We start from the raw sequence: 20672 nt of genomic DNA, 5'->3' as shown, positions 1-20672 counted from the left end.
TTCTAAGGAATATCCTTTCCCTTTAGTTCTAAGTTTTCAGCCATGTAATCGAATGTAGGGGCTATAAAGTATGGTTGGAAATGCCCCGAATTTTAATGGGCGATGCAGTTGTTTATTATTTGCTTAAATCTGCTGGGTTCAATAGTTGTAAAAAAGGGAGACTGACGTCTCCCAAAGGCTAGCTTTCGCTGGTTTTATTATCTTTTTATTAGAATCTAAGCTTTATAGTTTAATTCTTGGTTACTGAAACAACTGGACCATCTACATCGTCATCCAGCTCGTGAATCGCATTCAGAGTGAATGTATAGCTACCAGCTTCTGTTACGCTTAGTTGGCAGTTACCATCAGTACCTAGGTCGATTGATCCATCAGCAAGTTCAAGAGAGTCGCAACCTAAATTAGGCGTTGCCCAATCTGCATCGGCAAACTTGAAGTTATTTTCGCCCACTTCCAAATAACCAGTTACAGAGTACACTCCATTAGCAACAAAGTTCATTGCCCAAGCATCCGTTGCGCCCCATCCATTCATGTCACCTTTAACGTAGACGGTTGTTTGGCCGTACGGAGGAATGCTAGATACATCCTTGTCTGAGTTATCAACCGGCAAACCAGCGCCTTGAGCACCGTTTTGTGCTTGTACAAACACAGCTGTCGTTAGTGCAGGGACTGTGAAGGTTTCAGCGGCGAAGCTTGCACCTTTCACTGTGTCGTCAGCCGAGTTTTGTTGAACGTCATGAAGTGTAAAGCCGGTTGCTCCTGTGATTTTGAATGATTGAGATTTATTAGTTGAGTTTACAACTGCCACAATCGCATCATTTGCAGGGTCAAGATCGTCGCCCGCAGACACGCCATCATCGATCGACATGACAATCAGGCCTTCGACTTGATCTTCGCCAACGTTACGGAAGTCGACACGCTTCATAACTTCGTCAGCTGTATCTAAGCGGAACAGTTCGCTTGAGCTACGGATCTTTAATAGCTCTAGGAATTGCTGCTTAGTCAGCTCAATGTCGTCTGAGTCTGGTTTAGCCGCGCTGTCAGCAATGATTGTTTTGATCAGATCCCAGTTTGCACCATCTTTATCTTCACGAGGTAAGCCAACATTCCAGTTGTTGTCCGTCCCATCAAACATGACGCGGTTGTACCAGTCACCAGAATCGTAAGAATCGCGCTGCATAGACTTAGATCGTAGCAGTTCAGAACCCATATGGATGAATGGTATGCCTTGGCCTAGCATCACGGTAGAAAGCGATACAGACTGCATACGCGCACGCTCTGCAGAGCTAGTACCAGTGGCGATCTTGTAAGCGTTGTTATCCCAAAGTGTTTGGTTATCGTGTTTGGAAACGTAAGAGATGTTCTCGGAAGGCATCTTGGTGTAACCAGCTGGCGCGCCGTTGTAATCAACGTTTTTACCCAGTTTGGTATCGCCTTTGTAATCAATCAGTACGTATTCTGCGAGGTTACCTGCCATACCTAAACGAACAAGGTCTTGGTTATGTAAACGACCATTGATCGAATCTTGATCAACTTTGGTTTCTTCGTTGGCAATCGCTGCGTTACCAAAGCCTTGGTTAAAGCGAAGTGGGTGGTTCCCTTCTGAGTCGACACCACCATCGAATGGGCTACCACCACGAACGGCGTCACGCAAACGGTCTGAGAAGGTACCGATTTCTGTACCTGCCATGTTGATTTGGTTCGCTTGATCGAAGCGGGCGTTGTTGGCGACTTCACCAAAGTCCCAGCCTTCCCCGTAGAACAGAGTATTCGGGTCGATTTTGCGCACTTCTTCCAATGCTTCGACCATTACATCTTTTGGCTGGTGGCCCATCAAGTCAAAACGGAAACCATCCACTTTGTAGTCGTCAGCCCACACCTTAAGTGAGTCGACCATCAATTTACCCATCATCAGGTTTTCGGTCGCAGTGTTGTCACAACAAGTCGAGTTTTCTACGCCACCAGTGTTGACGTTAAGACGGTGGTAGTACCCAGGGACAATCTTATCCAGTACCGACTTATCGTTCACACCAGACGCATTGGTGTGGTTGTATACCACGTCCATGATCAGCTTAAGATCCATGTCGTGCGTAGCTTTGACCATCTGACGGAATTCGAGAATACGCTGAGAACCATTAGGATCGGTCGCGTAACTTCCCTCAGGAACTGTGTAATGGAATGGGTCGTAGCCCCAGTTGAAGCTATCAAGCATACGAAGGTCATTCATTAATGCTTGTGCGTCACCCGTTGAAGGGTCATAACCATCGAGTACGTCTTCGATGACTTTGTTTTCGTCTTCGCTTCCACATAAGGTAGCTGTCGGTTTTACATCACACAGTTTTCCTACGGTGTCGGTGATATCAACACGGCTCGCGGCATCTTCATCGACGGTAGCGATATCAAATGCTGGTAAGATATGCAGCGTAGTTAAACCTGCTTCTTGGAGAGCTTGTAGGTGTTTGACCGACTCACGATCGGCTTCTGTAAGAGCGAGGTACTTGCCATTTAGGCTAGCTGTGCCGAGCTTATCGCTGAAACTAAAGTCACGTAGGTGTGATTCGTAAAGTACGTGGTCTTCGTCTTTCTCTACGGTTGGTCGTTGGTAGTTGTCCCAGTTCGCTGGTTTCAAGGTTGAATCATTCAGGTCAATCACTTGAGAGTATGCTGAGTTCTTTGACAAACTGAGAGAGTATGGGTCTGTCACAAGGCGAGTTTCGATATTGCCTGTGGTTGGGTGATAAACCTTCACTTGGTAACGGTAATAACTGTTCACTGCATTAGACACGGCATCAGTCGCCCAAATGCCTGTCTCAGTGTTTTCCGTCATCGGGATTACTTGTGAACTTAGCAGATCTTCACTGTATAGAACGAGTTCTACATCTTGCGCGGTTGGTGCCCAAAGCTTGAAGGTCGCCGCACTGCCTTCAACAATTGCGCCTAGTTCTTCAGCCATTGCATTACCAGCATCTTCGCTAGCAAATACCGCATCAAGCACACCAGGTTTTTGAACCTCAGTTGAAGAGATAACATCGCCATTGGCATTGTAGGCAACAAAAATTATCTGAGATTTTAAAATAGTGCGAAGTGTGCTGTCGTCAACATCGATAGCTAGGGCAGGTAAGCTTGCAAGGTGTCGGAAACGCTCTTTCAATTCAGAAGATAGTTCTCCGTCTTTGCTTAGTTCAATTGCAGTTCCACCGACAATCTCTTTGTCATCGTTCATTGTGATGCTGTTGTCTAGTGCATAGAAAAGCTTCACAGAGTCTGCATTGCTAGCCGCTTCCCAACCAATTGTGGTTGCATCTAGCCAGTGTGCTTTTTGACCATCAATATTGACTGGTCGCTCTGAAATAGGGTCGTAGTACAACTCGCTGCTGCCATGGAAACCAAATACGCCTTGTGAATCGCCAAGCTTAGTTAACTCGACTTTAGAATTGGCACTGCCAAATGCTTTCTCATCACCATTGTGCAAGATGAAGTTCATGCATTTGTGTGGGTCAGAGGCATCTGGGTCAACTTTCAACACATAATAGGCACCGTAAGTATCGCTGATACCATCATATTCGTAAGGGCTGTTCCAGTCGGTTCCGGTTTCACTTAATCCCATGCCGACTAAATCTGTGCTGGTACAGCCTTCACCATTCCAAAGGTGCAGCCCCCAACCGTCGTAAGTTGAGCCAGATGAGCTGGCAGCGGCAACATCGCGTTTGTAGTAAATAACGACTTCGTTTTCAGCTGCAGGGTATAAACCACTGTTGCCAGGGGCTGTACCGTTGTCGCTATCATTATCACTACCACAACCCGCGATCAAAGTAGCGGTGAAGAGCGGTAACATTGCTTTGGCCAATGTAGAGCGTTTGAAGCTCTTCTTTTTGGTATTGTTGAAGGTATTTCGTAGAGAGATAATTTTATTAATATTTATGTTGTTCACGTTTTGATATCCATATTTCACTTTTTATGAAGATGAATATCCTAGCTTTAACCAAGGTCAACTATTTGTGATGGCTATGTATAAAGTTATTTTTAATATATAAAAATAGGAAACCTAGTGTCAATATCACGCTTTGTATTTGGTTTAAGTTAAATTTATTGGATCAATGACTCATTTGCATAATATCAATAATGTAAGGCGTAGAGGCTAGGCGTAGTTAATAAGGATGAGAGCTCATCCTTATTATTGTGAGTAATATATCGAATTGAGAGAGTGTTAATTTAATGTGGAAATTAAGTTATTTATCAATTAGCTAAAAGCGAGCTGTGCGGTAATTTATATTGATAGGTATATCATCCATTTAAGGATAACACCCAAGCCAAAGACGCCAGCGGTTTCAATTCAATATTAAAACTGCCAACACTGTTCTCAATGTCGAGCACTTGTTGCGCTATGCCTTCAATATATTCATTGAGTATGTAACGACCATCAACTAATTTGAGTTTTTGGATTACATCACTTGGAATCTTAAAGTGAATATTTTCAGTGGTATGTTGGCTGAAATTAGCTGCAACAATGGTTAGCTCTTGGTGGTCAGAGCGCAGAAATGCGTAGACTGAATCACTTAAGTTACAGCACTGGTGTAAGTCTTGGTAATCACCTGTTATCGATGAGTGCTCTAGCGAAAAGTTCATTACCTTTTGATAGAAGTGACGCAGCTGCTTTTCGTTTTCGTCTAATAGCCCGCCATCGAATGCGCCGTGGTTCATCCACTTTTGGTGTTGTGGGACTCCGATGTAGTCAAATATGGAAGTTCGTGAGGGCTGTCCAAAGCCTGCATTCTCCGCGCCCGGTTCGCCGACTTCTTGCCCAAAGTAGATCATGGTTGGAGAACTACTCAATAACGCGCTGACTAGCATTGCAGGCTTCGCTATATTTGGGTCACCTACAAATTCAGGAGACGCGATGCGTTGTTCATCATGGTTATCCAAGAAGTGCAGCATGTGATGTTCAATATCCATCATTTGATGTTGGATTTTGGGGATGATAGCCGTGGAAGTATTGCCTAGCATGATGTCTTTTAGACCGTCGTACAGATCTACTTTGTCATAGAGGTAGTCCATTTTGCCTAAGTGGATATAGTCGCGATATAAGTCCGGTTGGTACACCTCAGCCATTAAAAAGGCATCTTGGTTTTTCATCTTTATAGATGAATTAAGGTAGCTCCAAAATTCGACTGGAACCATCTCAGCCATATCGTAGCGAAACCCATCAACACCTTTATTCAACCAAAACAAGGCGATATCTCGGAATTTAGCCCAAGAGTTAGGCACATAAACAGATTCCCAGAAACGGAAATGATCCATGTAATTGCGTTGAGCATAGTCACTCGGTAGTTCAGGGAAGTCTTTTGAACCGTCTGGTCGCATGCCATAATTGATTTTCACCGTTTCATACCAATCATCGAAACTAGGCTTGGCTAAACGTGAGCCGTTACCTGTCCATTTGGCGGGCGTCTCTATAAACGGGGAGTTTAGGTTGGGATGCTGTTCACCACCTAGCGGCGTAAAGGCGGGCTCTATGTCTGGCAATTCAAAGGTGCTGTTGGGAATGTAGTAGAAGTTATTGTCTTTGTGGTATTCCAGCGTTGTGTCATCTTGAGCGCCGAAGTCACTGACACCTTCTGGGTTGTTTAAGCCTTTATAATGACGCGCAACGTGATTCGGTACGATATCGATAATCACTTTTAAACCATTGTCGTGACTTCTTTTGATTAGTGCCTCGAACTCCTCTAGTCGGCATTCAGGGTTGTCTGCGAGATCTGGGTTTACGGAATAGTAGTCTTTGACGGCATATGGTGATCCCGCACGGCCTTTTACCACGCTAGGGTGATCGTCTGAAATACCAAGGTGCTTGTAGTCATTGATGAGCGCATGATGTGGCACTCCGGTATACCAAATATGAGTCATACCGAGTTTGCGGATTTCATACAGCGCTTTGTCGGTAAAATCACTGAACTTACCGACGCCATTTTGCTCGATTGTGCCCCATGGAACATGTTGGGTGTTTTTATTGCCAAATAAACGCGTAAAAACTTGGTAGATGGCGTACTTTTGGTTGTACATATTTATAATTCCTTTAACTTCCATCATGTTATGTAGGGATGAAAGGGCTTGTTTATTCTTTGCAGGCTAACCGAATTACAATATGCCTTACTCATCCTTATCAAAATCTACAGGGCGTAATCGCTACAGTATGTGAGCTGTTGCCCAAAAGGAGTCATGTTGTCTTCATCTATTCAAATCGTTATCACCTATTTGGTTCTGGTGGCGGTATCTGTGTTGTTTGCAGAAAGTTCTAAAGCGCTGTTGGTGTGGTATTTGGTTATCGGTGTGGTGACGTTTTTTGTGTACGCGAAGGACAAGCGAGCAGCGATCAATGGCAATTGGCGTGTGCCAGAGAAAACCCTGCATATTTTTTCTGTTGCTGGTGGTTGGCTAGGGGCGTTGATCGCTCAAGATAAGCTGCGTCATAAAACGCAGAAACAGCCGTTCAGAGCGATATATTGGGTGACAGTGGCAGTGAATGTTGCGGCGTTTGTGTGGACACTAACCCCGAGCGGGCAGGCGACGTTTGGACGTTGGCTTAGCGAGGTTATTGGATACTTGTAATGAAATTGATGGCTAGTAATCACTTACTAACCATCATAGGAAAGCTATTTTGTTATAACATCGGAATCGTTGAGGCTAACAGCAAGCCTGCCATACCGTAGTTGAAGCTTTTGATACGGACTGGTGTTGTTAACCAGTGTTGCAGTTGTTTACCTGCCGCTGTCCAGAATGTCACGGATGGTAAGTTGGCGAGCGTGAAGATACCTGCGATGATCGCAAGCTCCCACCATGAACTACCGCTGCTATAAACAGAAATGGCTGTCAGTGCCATTGACCAACCTTTCGGATTAACCCACTGAAAACTTGCCGCGCCAATGAAGGTCATCGGTTTATAAGCTTCAGTGCTTTTAGCTTTTCCACTCTTTGCTATTTTAATCGCTAGGTAAACCAAGTAAGCAAGGCTCAGGTACTTTAATATTTGGTGCGTAACCGGATAAGCGTTGAAAATACCCATTAAACCGAAGCCAACCAGCAGCAACATGGCTGCAAACCCTAGAGCAATGCCAAGCATGTGCGGAATAGTGCGGGCAAAGCCAACATTTGCTCCTGATGTCATAAGCATGATGTTATTTGGACCCGGCGTGAAGGTCGAGACGAACGCAAACAAGGCAAGTGCGCTCAGTTGTTCTAAAGGCATTATGGTTCTCCAGCAAAAAAATGAACGAAGTGACTGACCGGTCATGACTTTCACGTGTTGAGAAACATAGTAGGTGGAAAGTGGGGCAATTATGTGCTTTTATTTCCTCTATTATCACTAAATGCACAATAATAAGTACTTATGGACAGATTTGACGAAAGGATATTGCAAGAGCTTAAATTGGACGGCAGAATCTCCAACATTGAGCTTTCAGAACGGATTGGCTTGTCGGCTTCTGCGACCTTAAGACGCGTCCAGGATCTTGAGCGTAAAGGCATCATTCAAGGTTACCGTGCGGTTCTGGATAATGGGCTAATGGGGGTCGGTTTTATTGCTTATGTTTCGATTGGGTTATCAAGCCATAGCAAAGCGGCTCAGCTGGAGTTTGAACAGCACGTCAGTATGGAAAAGGAGGTAGTGGAGTGTCACAACATTACCGGTGCCAACGAATACTTGCTAAGGGTAGAAACCAAAGATCTACCGGGCTATAAGAAGTTTCATGCCGATGTGCTTGGGGAATGTGCTCAGGTGCAATCTATTACGACCATGGTTGTGATGGATACACCCAAAGACGAACGCTAGTCGAGTTTTAATTCAGGAGAGGCACAGTGCCAAATACCAATCAGTTGTTATTGTTCTTAGATGTGGTTCAACAAGGGTCGTTTACCAAAGCGGCAACCTTACATGACATGGACAACTCATCACTCTCTAAACAGATCAAAAAGCTCGAGCAAGATTTAGGTGTTCAGCTGCTTAACCGCTCTACACGCTCGTTTTCGTTGACTTCGGCCGGGGAAGATATTCTCGCACAAACCTATGTGCTGAAAGACACCATCAATCAGATCCAAGGAATTGCAGATTCATACCAGTCTGAACCCAAAGGTGTGCTACGAATTACTTCACCGATCTATTTTGGGCAGCAATATTTGCAACCTATCATCACTCAGTTCATGAGAAAGTACCCAGATGTTCAGATCGTACTCTCACTAGACGATAAGATCGCCAACATCATTGCCGGGCAGTTTGATATCGCGTTTCGCTTCAGTAAGCTTGTTGAATCGAATTTGATTGCGAAGAAGATTGCCGACAGTAACTTCATGTTGGTCGCATCGAACGATTTTGTGAAGGAGCACGGAGAGCCGAAGACGCCACAAGATCTACTCGCGCTACCCGCGGTGATTTATACCAATGGCGATATGACAGTCGATCACTTGCGTATCAGTGAAGAGCCGCATGGTAATACCTTTCAAAGCCTGACGATTCGTGGCAACTATAAGGTGAGTGATGTTCGCACCATGGTCTCTTGCGTAAAAGATGGCTTAGGCTATGGCTTCCTTGACCAATCAAACCTGTATGCCTCAATGAAAGATCTGGGCTTGGTTACGTTGCTTCCAGATTACCCGATTTCAACGATTGATACTGCAATCTACGCTGTGTATCCGCACCGTAAACAGACCAAGCTGGTCAAAGAGTTCATTACGACGGTTCAAGACTATATCGGCTCTCCGACGATTTGGGAGAAGATGCAGCAAGGTTAGTTGTGTTTCTAATAGTTCAAACTAAAAAGGAGCCAGATCGTCACACGATCTGGCTCCTTTTTAATTGTTCCGGCTATCACTGATTTACAATGTAAAGCTTAGCTATAGCTGGCGTGAACGGCTCATATTCACTAATACCTATTAATGCTCATGAATCACTTCTTTACCACTCGGATAAGCTTTGGTACCTAGTACATGACCATCAACTTCTTTGCCATAGTAACCTTGGTGATTGTGGTAGCGCTTAGCATTGCTAGCAACATCACCCTTGTATCGAGGATCTTGTGGGCGTTCATGACTATTCACAAATGCAGCCACATCCCATGCATCTTGAATCGAAAGTTGCTGGCTCTTTCCAAGCGGCATGTTTTCATAGATGAAATAGGCAGCGGTGTTCACCCGGTGCATACCCGCGCCCCAGTTATACGCGTTTTCGCCCCACAATGGTGGAAAGTATGAACGTCCGTCAGCCCCTTTAATACCTTCACCATTTTGACCATGACAGGTTTGGCAGTTGGTTTGGTAAACCTTTTCACCACGCGCTATCGATGGCTCTTGTTCAGGATTATCAATCTTAGGATAGCCACGCCCTGCCAACTTACTGCGGCCATCGATTGGGTATTTGCTTAACAGCTCTTCAGGGAGAGGGAAGCTTTCCGCTTTACCACCGACTTGTAAGTCGGCATCGCTAATCTCAGGAACGGGTGTATCTTGCATGCCGTTCTTGTCTAAGATGCCGCCCATCGCCAGCCAGTATGAATACGCCGTCAGTGCGACCATCTCTTTTGAACCCTCAGCCGGTGGCAGACCATTCATTGAGTAGGTGAAGCAACCTTGGATACGTTCTGCGTAGCTGTTTACCTTGTCATTCTTAGAACGATACGCAGGGTAGGCCATGTACGCACCCCAAAGAGGGGCAGCGTTAGGCTTCATGCCCGCTTGCATGTGGCAGTTGACACAGTTTTGTTCATTGCCGACGAACGTACCACGCATCTGTTGTGAATCGACAAACAGGGAATAGCCCAGTTTTACTTTGTCACCAAATTCCCCATCAGGAATATCTACCAAGTCGCGTGGCACCAGATATTTATTATCTTGTGGTTTTTCAACGGCGGGCAGTTCGGTTTGGCGATCGGGTAACTCACCTTCGGCATAAGCCATTCCAGAGGCAAGGGTTGCGGTAATTAGAAATAATGTTTTCATGCGAGCCCTTTAGTATCGGAAAGATGCGAAGTAGTAAGAGAGGTTTTTGATCTCATCGTCGGTCAACTTGCCGGCGATATTGCCCATCATGTTTAAATTATCACCCTTACGAGTGCCGTTTTTCCAAGCGTTGAGCTGAGTCTGAATGTAGTCGGCATGCTGGCTTGCTAGGCGAGGAAATTTGTCTACGCCCATACCACTTGGTCCATGACAGGTAGCACAAGCAGGAATGTTTCGATCCCAATCACCTTGGAATACAAGTTTACGATACGGGTTATCGATATCGGCTTGTGAGCCGCGCTGCTCTAAATCGGTAAATTCGTATGAAGGTAGTGATGCAAAGTATTCTGCGACCTCACGACGAACTGCGGGATCAGATACACCGTCAGCCATTCCCGTCATGATCGCGCTTTGACGCTCACCACTTGAGAACAGAACCAGTTGATGTTCTAGATAGTCAGCATTGAGCCCTGCAAGCATAGGGGCAATGTTGGGCATGCCTTTACCGTCGGCTTGATGGCAGCCGCTACAAGTTTCTGCGGCTTCTGGCATTGGATTAGGTGCTGCTTGTGCAAAAGCGGATAAAGAAAGGCTTCCTAGAGCAGCGATGCAAAGCGTTAGAGTTTGAGTTTTAATTGTCAGCTTAGTCATGAGGCGTCGCTATTGGTTGTAATGCATGCATTTTCGACATAATTGGTTGTTCGCGCTATTGTGGATTTCCACATTAATTCACTTGGAACTTGAGGTGAGTCTCACATTAATAACCTCAATCACCATAATGGTATTGATGTGAACTTCTATAGGTTGATCCAACTGCCGTTTATGAAATGCAAGGGAACTGCCATGTTCGCCTCGGTATAACTGCTTGTTAAGGCTCTTTTATGGCATCGATTGTATAAGCATAGCTGCTTTATGGATGCGGGCTAAAAAAGTTGTGGTGAAATGAAGATTACCTAATGGCTTTGGGTTGATTACTCTATTTAGAGCGGATGCTTTATCTAGATTGGGTACTTTATGTAGATTGGACGTTTATCCAAATAGCCTGCTTTTCTAGATCAAGGGGACGAAAAAGCAGAGCAACCTCGAATGACGAAGTTGCCCTGTTGTGTTCTCATCTGCAAATCAGATAAGGAAGTGTTTTGAATGAGTGATTAAGTTATAGCTTGCTGAGTTTAAGCTAGACCTTGTAGATCTTAGCCGGAAGCGCTTGCCTTGCTGCTGCCCCCACAACCCAATCCAACATGACGCCTTTGCCTTCTCTCGTCGGATCAATCAAGCCAATATCATTGATGTTAACGCCATCGTTTGACTTCATTTTCACCGGTTGTTGTGTGTCACCAATCCAGTGTGCACGCTCACCGAGTTCTTTGTGTCCAAAGCCGTGTTCAAAGCCTAATGTTCCCGGTTTGATGCCATCAATCACCATCGCCAACGCATGTGTGGTTGAGCTCGGTGTTTCAATCGCAAATACGTCACCTGTTTTGATACCCGCAGAAGAGGCGTCTTGCGGGTGGATGTAAACCGGATTTACCCCCTTGATAGATTCCAAGCGTGGTGACAAATTCGATACCGCACTGTGAATGTTGGACTTAAAGTTGGTTAGGGTAAATGGCCACTCTTTTGCTGGGAACTGCTCTGCCAAAGGTGTGCCGTCTGCAAGCTTTTGTGGATACCATGTCGGGCAACCCATGTACTGCTCACCACTGATGGTGTTGCGAGAAGTACCGAGCTTTTCATTCCAGATTGCCAGTGGTTTGGTCCATTTGTACTTCATGGTTTCATTGGTGTAGGCATTGGTGGCGTCTTCGAAACGACCGCCACGCGCAAAGATATACGCTACCTTGAGCATCTCTTCAGGCTTGAGTGTTTTGTTCATCACAGGCACTAAGCGTTCTAGACCAGACCAAACAATATCTTCCGCATCGACATTCGGCACGCCACCTTTTACGAACGCTAAGTTAGCAGCCGAGCGCAGGTAGAAATCTTCAGCGCTATGGATACCGTGCCAGTTACCTTGATTGTCTTTGATTACGTTGTCGCCGAAGCCACCTAGGCCAAGCGTTTTTGCTAGATCAATAAAGAAGTTCTCTAGGTTGATGGCACGTCCGTCTTGAGTGCGTGAGGTTTTAGGCTCAACAATCGGCCAACGAGCAGTGATCGCCTTAGTTGCAACGCCATGCCACGGTGTTGCCATACCCCAACTCTCGTAGGTTACTGTGTCTGGCACAAGGTAATCGGAGAGTGCTGTTGTTTCATTGATGAACGCATCGATAGAGACGATCAAACCCAGCTGTTTGGGATCTTTAAGCTTTTCACCCAGCAAGTTGTCTAAACCCGGAACACCATAAAGTGGGTTCGCCATGTGGTTGATCCACGCTTTTGCGCGATATGGGTAGCCATCAATCGCCGCTGACAAATGCTCAGTTAGCAGCGGTGCAGATATTGGGTACCAAGGCGCGCGAGTTGGGTAGGGTGACTCACCGGCTGCAACGCGACGTTTGTATTCGCTGGTTTTTTGATACGGGAACTTGCTGCGGGACAAGAATACACCTTGAGGTTTAGTCTTACCCTTGAACTTAGTAAAGTCGTAACGAGGACCTGCAACAGAAGTCGGGTAGCCACCCGCTTTAGCCATCGCACCGCCTTTTGCATTGATGTTACCGATCAGAGCGTTCAGCATCAGAATAGAGAATGAGTTGTAGAAGCCGTTGGTGTGCATGTTGCCACCGTGAGTATCGACGACGGCTTTTGTCCCGTAACTGGTGAAGCGTTTTGCTAACGCAATGATCTGATCTTGTGGGATCTCACACTGCTCACTGTAGTATGCAAGGTCATATTTGAAGGCTTCTTCCTTCAATCTTTGTAGAGAAGACTTAACACGAACAGTCTGACCATCAACTTCTACGTCTTGATCGACGAACAGAGCCGCTTCATTCACCTGAAGATGTGATGCTAATAGTGACGTTGTCACATCAAGTGCAATAAATCCGTCATCGTCAGACATCGGTTCGCCTGTTTCTAGCAACCCTATATCCGATGCACGAAGCATACGCCCATTTTGTGGGTGCGATTCGTCACTGATCACAAGGTGAGATGCATTACACCAGTGTGTGGTGCCTGCTTTCTTCATCGCTTGTGCGCTTGGGCGAGACAAGAAGTCGTGATTGTAGCGCTGGTTGTCGATGATCCATTGGATCATACCCAGAACTAATGCTGAATCGGTGCCCGGTTTGATCGGTAGCCAGTTATTGCGATCACCCGCGGCAAGGCTTGACGATCCTGCTGGAAGGCTTGGTGTCACTATGGTGTAGCTCAGTTTTCCGTTGGTACGAGCCTCAGCCAGCTGTCTTGCTTGACGCTTAAACGGGTTACCCGCTTGAGCCGGAGACATACCGATGAAAAGAATGAACTCTGCGTTGTTGAAGTCGGGTTTTAAGTGCGAGAACTTGTCTAGATCGTTCATGATTGCGCCTGAACCTGCGCGGAATGCGTAGCCACAGTAAGAGCCGTGATGACCAAAGTTGCGTGTGCCGTAGCTGTTAAATGCAAAGCGCTTCAAGATGTCGTCACGGCCTTCATTACCGGCATTGGTCACAAGCAGTTGGTTGGCTTTTGGTCCGTATTCAGGGTTGTTTGGATCGAGTGGTGTTTCGATGTCACGAATCGATCGTAAGCCCTCAACTTTACCTTCACCGAATAAGTCACCACCCTCGGTGATCTCAGAGATAAGTTGTTCGTAGCTGATCGGCTCCCACTTGCCTTCACCTCGTTTACCAACACGTTTTAACGGTTGAGTGATTCGGTATGGGCTGTTTTGAATCTCCAACATGCCGTTACCACGGGCACAGGCTGTCGAGCGGTTATTGATGCCTGACTCACCAGACAAGCCAATGTAGGCGTCTTTTACCGGTGTTTGGAACGGGATCTGCTGATCACTTGATAGTGGGTGATACGGATTACCTGAGATACGCAAGATCTCGTCATTGCGATTATCGATACGTACACGCAAGCCACACAGTGTCCAGCAACCAAAACACATTGATGGTGCAACGCGTTGGTTTGGATTCGGCGAGATCTTACCTTGCTCATCGACACTGTATTCCGTCTCTAGCGAATTACCGTGATGGATGTGGTTGGTTTTCTTACCCGCGGTGCCATCGATAGCACCGTGAACCATGTGTTTTGTGGTTGTCGCATAACCTGCAGCAAAAGCTCCAGCACCACCGGCAGCAAGGCCTGTTTTCAAAAATTGACGACGTTTGTTATCCATGATGATTCCTCAGACTACAAGCTATGTGAGCGGTTAAGTGGTGACGATGTATTTTGGTTTGTATTCGATGTTGTCTTTGGTGCAGAGCCAGTTGCTCTTGTCGATCCAGCAGACACGATTTCAGAAGCAAACAACGCAAGCGCAAGCCACAGGCCACACATGCCAACGATGCCGAGTAATCCTGCACTACCCATCGGCAGTTCATAAGGGAATGGACCCACATCAAAACGAGGAATGGTTTGAACTTCCATCATGGTGACCCAACGTACCGCCCATGCTGAAATAATGGTCGCAAGCGCAACACAGATAATTCCTAGCTTACTTTGCGATAGGCGTTGCAGCGGAAGAACCAAGATCATGCATACCAAAATGCTGGTGGTCATGATGCCTAAATTGATGCCCCAAGCGTCGTTCTCATACAGGCTGAAGTGACCATGGTTAGATGCCCAAATCGACGTAAGAATGATGGCAAGGCCACCCGTTAAGGTAATGGTTCTTTGTACTAGAGCGAGGTCTGTTGGTTTTAAGCTTGGCTTGCTTGAAGGCAGTAGAGCCCAAATCAACAGCGTTAAACCCGTTGCAGCAAAGAACGCTGTCGTAAACCAAAGCAGCGGAGAAGCCGGTTGATGCCAAAGCGGTCGGCTCGCCAAAATCGCAATCTCTGCACCTGTATAAAGCGCGATGCTTAGCCCTGATAACGCAGTTGCAGCGGCTAATGCAATCATCAGTTTTTTCGATAATTGCCAATGGCCCAGTGTTAACCAAGACAGGCGTTTTAGAAGTGGGTTTTCACTCTCTTTGAGCTGTGCGATGTCATCACGCAGGTAAACCCAAGCCGTCGCGACAGCCAGACCAGAGAACAGAGGTAGAAACAGAGAGCCCAATGACATCCATGACCAAGGTGTGATGTGAGCATAGAAGTGCCACGCACGTCCCGGTTGGTGTAAGTCTCCAGTGAGGGCTAATGGCCCAACAATCGCGCCGATTGCCATCACAAGCACAAGGGCAGAACGAAATTGATGACTGGTTGAATTTTTAAATATTAGGGCAATCAAAAACAGAATCGCAGCCGCGTAAGCCGAACCTATGTAGAAGAAATATTGAACCGCCCACGGTAGCCAAGCGATCTCTTGAGCGGGGACTAACACCTCAGTGATATTCATGCTGTCTCTCCTTGTTTGCCTTGTGTCGCGATTGCCAATTCTTGTTTGCTAGAGGATGAGTTATCGATGGCGGCTGGATCATAAATCGCAGGTTGGCCTTCAATGTGGCTAACGAATCGCTCGTTCATGCCGATATAGAAAACATGGGGGTTGGTATTCTGCTCTGGCTTAAGCACCTTGATGTCGTCTCGATTTTCATTGAGTAGGCGGTTTATCTCACTGTTTGGATCTTTGAGGTCACCAATGACACGCGCGCCACCAACACAAGTTTCTACACAAGCGGGCAGTAAGCCGTCTTCAAGGCGGTGTGCACAGAAGGTACATTTGTCTGCGGTAAGGGTGTCGTTATTAATGAAACGAGCATCGTAAGGACAAGCTTGAACACAGTAAGCACAGGCTACGCAGCGTTCGTTGTCGACCATCACTATCCCATCTTCACGCTGGAAGGTCGCTTGAACAGGACAAACCTTGATGCAGGGGGCGTTGTCACAGTGATTACATAGGCGAGGTAACATGAATGATTTCACGTCTTGTTGAGCCGTCGAACCATCATCAAGGGAGACTTCATACTGTTTTACGGTGGTTCTGAACTGGCCAATTGGCGCTTGGTTTTCAACGCTACAGCCAACAGTGCACGCCTGACAGCCAACGCACTTACGTAAATCAATCGCCATGGCGTAGCGTTTGCCTATTTTGCCTTTGCGGTCAGGTTGGTTGTTATTGCGAATGGCTGTGCTTGCGACTGCGGTGTTGATTCCGGCAATGGGAATGAGCGCAGCACCAGCGGAAACCTTGCCGAATTGGCTGAGAAACCGTCTTTTCAATGAGTCCATAGAGGTACCTATAAATGGGTATTCGATCTGTTAGGCTCATTGTCAGTTTTTGACCGTTCACGGGGTATTGTGGATTTCCACATACCCAGATCAAACTTGATCTAGAACAAATGTGGTTTTCGCTATCTAGCTGTTATGCTTTATTTAAAAGTGCTTCAACGCGTTGAGAAATCATTGAATAGGTAATCCGATTGAATAAAGAGATGTCCGTGACTGTTCGCAACTTCATCACATTCATCAGTACGTGCTGGCTGAACTTGAGTGCAGGTATTTGTTTCGCTGCTCAAACGGAACCTGTTTCAGTAGCGACAAGTACGATTGAATCAGATCAGACGATTGAAGTGGGTGTTTTAGCCATCAGGGGTAAACTTGCAGCGCAACAACGCTGGCAACTAACGATGGACTGGTTGTCTGAGCGTATCCCAGGAAAACACTTTGTTCTCAAGCCTTTTAATTTGGAAGAGATGGCGGAAGCGGTAAAGAAGGTCGAGGTCGATTTTGTTATCACTAATCCCGGCCAAGCAGTGCGTTTAGGACGTCAATACGCGCTCTCTTGGATGGCGACCATGACCAGTCACAATTACGACGATCAAGGTGTGAGCAGCACGCGCAGTATCGGTTCTGCATTAGTGGTCAGAAGAATGTCACCGTATATCTCGTTTGAGCAACTTAGTGGAAAGCCGATTGCTGCTGTCTCTGAAAATGCGTTTGGCGGTTACTTGACTATGCGTTACCAAGTAATGCAAGAAGGGCTGAACCCTAATCACTTTTTCTCTAACACCCAATTTTTAGGTTTCCCGATCGACGCCAGCTTGTATCAACTACGTGAAGGGCACATTGAAGCGGCTGTCGTACCAAGCTGTTTAGTTGAGAACATGATCAGTGAAGGTTTGCTGGTGGCTGGGCAATATCGAATCATCGGTAATCAAGCGCCTGAAGGCTTCCGATGCCAAGTGTCTACACCTCTGTATTCTAATTGGTCGTTTGCCAAAACAGAACGAGCCTCTTCGGCACTGGCTAAACAAATGAGTCAGGTGCTGTTTTCGATGCCAAAGAGCAGTGCACCAGCCATTGCAGCGAATGCATCGGGTTGGACGTCACCGACAAGCTTGCTGGCGATCGACAAGCTATATCAACAACTCGACATGCATCCACTGCAACAACCTTGGTGGAAAGAAGCGTTAATCTGGCTCAAGTACAATCAACAGTGGGCATGGGCGTTCTTTATTCTTGTCGTGTCTCTGAATGCTTACCACTTCTGGCTAGAATACAAATTCAGTCGCAGCAAAAAGCAACTAGAAGCGACGCTTTATAAGCTGAAAAGTAAGAGTGAACAGCTAGAGCACTCACAACGAATCGCGGTAGTTGGTGAACTGGGAAGTAGCTTGGCACACGAGATTAATCAGCCTTTGGCAGCTATTCGGAATTATAGCGAAGGTGGTTTACTGCGGATTTCGAAGAACAAACCGCTGACTGACATAGAGCCTGTATTTGAGAAGATCCAGTCGCAAGTGGACCGTGCTGATGCGATCATCCAGCGCTTAAGAAACATGATCAAAAAACGCTCATCAGATAAATCTCAAACTGATATAGAAGTTCTTCTTACAGATACCATCGAGCTACTGCAATTTCGATTACAGAAACACAAGATAACCATTGAACGTTATGTCGTGGGTAAACCTATCACGCTACATGTTGACCCCGTCGGATTGCAGCAGGTGGTTGTAAATTTGATCAACAATGCGACTGATGCGTGTAATGCTCAGATGCATCGCGAACAAAGCGCTACGTCTGATATTGGTAACAAAAACAACGAACCATCGACAATTAAAGTGATTACCGAGTATCAACCGGATAAAATAATGTTGTCGATTATCGATAACGGAACGGGCTTAGATTTCACTGAACAAGAAGTGACTCAAGCCTTTGTGAGCAGCAAAGAAAATGGCTTGGGGCTTGGGCTCGCGATTTGCCAAGATGTTATTGAAGATCACAGTGGTCAAATGACGATCACGTCACTCACCCCACATGGATGTCATGTTGCGGTGACACTGCCTTTCTCTCTTTCAAATGATTCATAAGGAATCTTGTTATGTCTGAACTTCATCAAAGGCTTCCTGTCTATGTGGTTGATGACGATGAGTCGATGCGCGATTCGTTGGTGTTCTTATTAGAAGAGCATGATTTCACTGTATCAGCTTTTGAAGATGGCCCCAGTTTTTTAGACTCAGTGGACTTGAGTGCGCCGGGTTGTGTGGTTTTAGACAGCCGAATGCCAGAGATGAGAGGGCAGCAAGTTCATGAGTTGATGGTAAAAGCGCAGAGCCCACTGTCGGTGATTTACCTGACGGGGCACGGTGATGTGCCAATGGCGGTTGAAGCCTTACAAGCCGGCGCGGTGAATTTCTTTCAAAAGCCAGTTAAAGGCAATGAGTTAGCTGAGGCGATCAAGCAAGGTTTGGACGCTTCAGAAAAGCACTTACACATGAATGTGTATCGCCAAGCGTACGCGTCGTTAACCGAGCGTGAGATAGACATCCTCAAACAAATTATCGACGGTAAGCGTAACCAGAAAATAGCCGATGAATTGTGCATTGCCATGAGAACAGTGGAAGTACACCGAGCAAGCTTGATGAAGAAATTCTCAGCGAAGACGGTTGCCGAGTTGGCTTACATATACGGTCAATTGACCTAGGTATAGAGCTATTCCTGTAAGAGAGTTGTACGGCAGTTGCACGAAATTGTTGATGGGAAAAACATCAATTTCGTCACTAAGCTTTAGGACTTTCCTGATGAAAGGCAGCCTTCATAATTTATCTATATTGAAGCAAGATCACATCGTCTATGGACTGCATACGGATTGAACCTCCTAGGCTTCTTATCGCAATGTAATCCTGAGATACTGAACTAAGTTCATTTTAAGGCGGAACGTGCCAGTAACTGCACTTTTCCCTGTAATTCGAAACATAACATTCACTATGGGTAGAACACACTCTCAACGTCGAGTCTTGTATCTGCCGAGTTAGGTTAAATATTTTATGAGTACAATGGGAATCGCAATTGGTGCGACCGCTCTTTCGTTAATACTTGTTGCTGTGTGGCTGATTTCTTTATCACTAAGAAAGCAGCGCTTGGAACAAGAACGTAAAGCGCGAGCTGTCGCTTACCGAAAGGCGATTGAAAAGGCACGTATCCAAGAGCAAAAAGAGCGCCACTTTAAAGCAGAAACAGGGCATGTCCCGTCGATTCTATATTTAGCGAAAGAGGCTGAACGTAACAATATCAAGGAAGCGTTATATTGGTACGATAAAGCGGCGCATTTGGATAACGTCAACGGCATGTACGGCATTGTTCGCTTAAGTATGAAGCGCAAAGAAGATCTGATCTTGAGAGAACAAGCCAACTTTTGGCAGCTTGCGATCTCTGCCTTAGATAACGATATGTCGGCGAAATTTGAGATGGGTAAAGCCCTGGTTCATGGACGTGGGACCGTGAAGAACATCCCCAAAGGCTACACCTATATTGAAGAGTCTGCCGCTGGTGGTAATACCGAAGCGATGCTATTCATGGGTGACTGGTGCCTAGACAAAGAGAATCCAGATTACTCGGCTGAAAGCTCTGTCGAGTGGTACCAAAAGGCCGCTGAAAAAAACAACCTAGACGGCAAGATCAAACTGGGTATGAGTTACTTAAATGGTGTTGGCGTAGAGCCGAACCATGGTGAGGCTGTGTACTGGTTTGAGACAGCAGCAGAAAAGAACAGTGCAGAGGCAATGTTTAGAGCGGGTGAAGCGTGGATCGACCATGGTGAACACGGTAATGCAATTGCTTATATCTGGCTATTCCTATCTGCTCATTTTGGCTACTCAGAAGCTAAGCAGCAGAGAGATAAAGTGGGCGGTGAGCTTGGTGTGGATGCCGTCGTGGGCTTGCAGGCTCTGACTAAGCCGATAATGACTAAGCTGACACAAGAAGCAATCACTAAGCACTCAATAATTAAAGCGCTCAATAAGCTCTACAAACGCAATGTACCTGTTCCTAAGAAAGTGAAAGAAGTGCTCGATGAAGAAGGTAACGAGTTGAATGTAGATACGAGTCGCATAGAGACTCAAGCGCCTAGTGAGCAAGAGACTAACGTTGATTATAGCCAACAGGTGAATATCGAGCAGGTACCAACAGATAAACAAGCTAGTCAGAATAGTGGTTCTCTAGACTTTAGTCAGTCTGCGGTTGACTCTAGTTGGAACAGAAACCAGTAAATTGCACTCATTAGTTGTGTACGGTTGATAGGTCGTTTTAGTTCTAATCGAGAAACTCAAGACAACAAAAAAGGGAAGCGAATGCTTCCCTTTTTATTTGTGTGCTATTTGCTTTTAGAGCTTAGAGCTTAGAGCTTAGAGCTTAGAGCTTAGAGCTTAGAGCTTAGAG

Annotated in this window: 14 protein-coding genes; 6 read left to right on the top strand and 8 right to left on the bottom strand. The window is 46.0% G+C overall.

Features of this window, described 5'->3' with window-relative positions:
- Nucleotides 1–229: 229 nt before the first annotated feature.
- Together pulA and AB6E30_RS12110 are read right to left on the bottom strand one after the other, a co-directional pair.
- On the bottom strand, nucleotides 230–3928 hold the full coding sequence (pulA, locus tag AB6E30_RS12115; protein WP_102320680.1) for a pullulanase-type alpha-1,6-glucosidase: 3699 nt from the start codon (nucleotides 3926–3928) through the stop codon (nucleotides 230–232).
- A gap of 353 nt (nucleotides 3929–4281) precedes the next feature.
- Entirely contained in the window at nucleotides 4282–6054 is a 1773-nt protein-coding gene (locus tag AB6E30_RS12110) for an alpha-amylase family glycosyl hydrolase (RefSeq protein ID WP_372103743.1), read from the bottom strand.
- Nucleotides 6055–6210: 156 nt separating this feature from the next.
- Between AB6E30_RS12110 and AB6E30_RS12105 the strand changes: the two genes are divergently transcribed.
- Nucleotides 6211–6600 (top strand): DUF1294 domain-containing protein, encoded by a 390-nt coding sequence (locus AB6E30_RS12105; protein ID WP_102320678.1) that lies wholly within the window; start codon nucleotides 6211–6213, stop codon nucleotides 6598–6600.
- A gap of 52 nt (nucleotides 6601–6652) precedes the next feature.
- On the opposite strand, the gene AB6E30_RS12100 is transcribed toward AB6E30_RS12105, so the two are convergent.
- Nucleotides 6653–7237, bottom strand: coding sequence for a LysE family translocator (locus AB6E30_RS12100; protein ID WP_102320677.1), 585 nt, complete (start codon nucleotides 7235–7237; stop codon nucleotides 6653–6655).
- Nucleotides 7238–7378: 141 nt separating this feature from the next.
- Between AB6E30_RS12100 and AB6E30_RS12095 the strand changes: the two genes are divergently transcribed.
- Entirely contained in the window at nucleotides 7379–7819 is a 441-nt protein-coding gene (locus tag AB6E30_RS12095; RefSeq protein WP_009845852.1) for an Lrp/AsnC family transcriptional regulator, read from the top strand.
- A gap of 26 nt (nucleotides 7820–7845) precedes the next feature.
- Nucleotides 7846–8775, top strand: coding sequence for a LysR family transcriptional regulator (locus tag AB6E30_RS12090; protein WP_017058846.1), 930 nt, complete (start codon nucleotides 7846–7848; stop codon nucleotides 8773–8775).
- Nucleotides 8776–8916: 141 nt separating this feature from the next.
- On the opposite strand, the gene AB6E30_RS12085 is transcribed toward AB6E30_RS12090, so the two are convergent.
- From AB6E30_RS12085 to dsrO, 5 genes are all read right to left on the bottom strand, one after another.
- Nucleotides 8917–9978: a c-type cytochrome gene (locus tag AB6E30_RS12085; RefSeq protein ID WP_372103740.1), complete on the bottom strand. Its 1062-nt coding sequence runs from the start codon at nucleotides 9976–9978 to the stop codon at nucleotides 8917–8919.
- 9 nt (nucleotides 9979–9987) lie between these two features.
- The gene (locus AB6E30_RS12080) at nucleotides 9988–10629 is read right to left on the bottom strand and encodes a cytochrome c (RefSeq protein ID WP_372103737.1); all 642 of its coding nucleotides are present in this window, start codon (nucleotides 10627–10629) and stop codon (nucleotides 9988–9990) included.
- Nucleotides 10630–11155: 526 nt separating this feature from the next.
- A complete protein-coding gene (locus tag AB6E30_RS12075) occupies nucleotides 11156–14248 on the bottom strand; it encodes a tetrathionate reductase subunit A (RefSeq protein ID WP_372103734.1) in 3093 nt (1030 codons plus the stop codon).
- Nucleotides 14249–14262: 14 nt separating this feature from the next.
- Entirely contained in the window at nucleotides 14263–15411 is a 1149-nt protein-coding gene (gene nrfD, locus AB6E30_RS12070; protein WP_136979047.1) for an NrfD/PsrC family molybdoenzyme membrane anchor subunit, read from the bottom strand.
- A complete protein-coding gene (gene dsrO / locus AB6E30_RS12065; RefSeq protein ID WP_017070609.1) occupies nucleotides 15408–16244 on the bottom strand; it encodes a sulfate reduction electron transfer complex DsrMKJOP subunit DsrO in 837 nt (278 codons plus the stop codon). The genes nrfD and dsrO overlap by 4 nt, the downstream gene beginning before the upstream one ends.
- Before the next feature lie 209 nt (nucleotides 16245–16453).
- Between dsrO and AB6E30_RS12060 the strand changes: the two genes are divergently transcribed.
- The 3 genes from AB6E30_RS12060 (at nucleotide 16454) to AB6E30_RS12050 (ending at nucleotide 20503) form a co-directional block, all read left to right on the top strand.
- On the top strand, nucleotides 16454–18325 hold the full coding sequence (locus AB6E30_RS12060) for a sensor histidine kinase (RefSeq protein WP_137001432.1): 1872 nt from the start codon (nucleotides 16454–16456) through the stop codon (nucleotides 18323–18325).
- 11 nt (nucleotides 18326–18336) lie between these two features.
- A complete protein-coding gene (locus AB6E30_RS12055) occupies nucleotides 18337–18939 on the top strand; it encodes a response regulator transcription factor (RefSeq protein ID WP_048609831.1) in 603 nt (200 codons plus the stop codon).
- A gap of 352 nt (nucleotides 18940–19291) precedes the next feature.
- Entirely contained in the window at nucleotides 19292–20503 is a 1212-nt protein-coding gene (locus AB6E30_RS12050; protein WP_372103773.1) for a tetratricopeptide repeat protein, read from the top strand.
- Nucleotides 20504–20672: the final 169 nt, after the last annotated feature.

The sequence above is a fragment of the Vibrio sp. 10N.247.311.12 genome, assembly GCF_041467515.1.
GTDB classification, from domain to species: domain Bacteria; phylum Pseudomonadota; class Gammaproteobacteria; order Enterobacterales; family Vibrionaceae; genus Vibrio; species Vibrio crassostreae_C.
The sequence above is the reverse complement of the archived record's forward strand: the minus strand, read 5'-3'. Positions and strand labels throughout refer to the sequence as shown.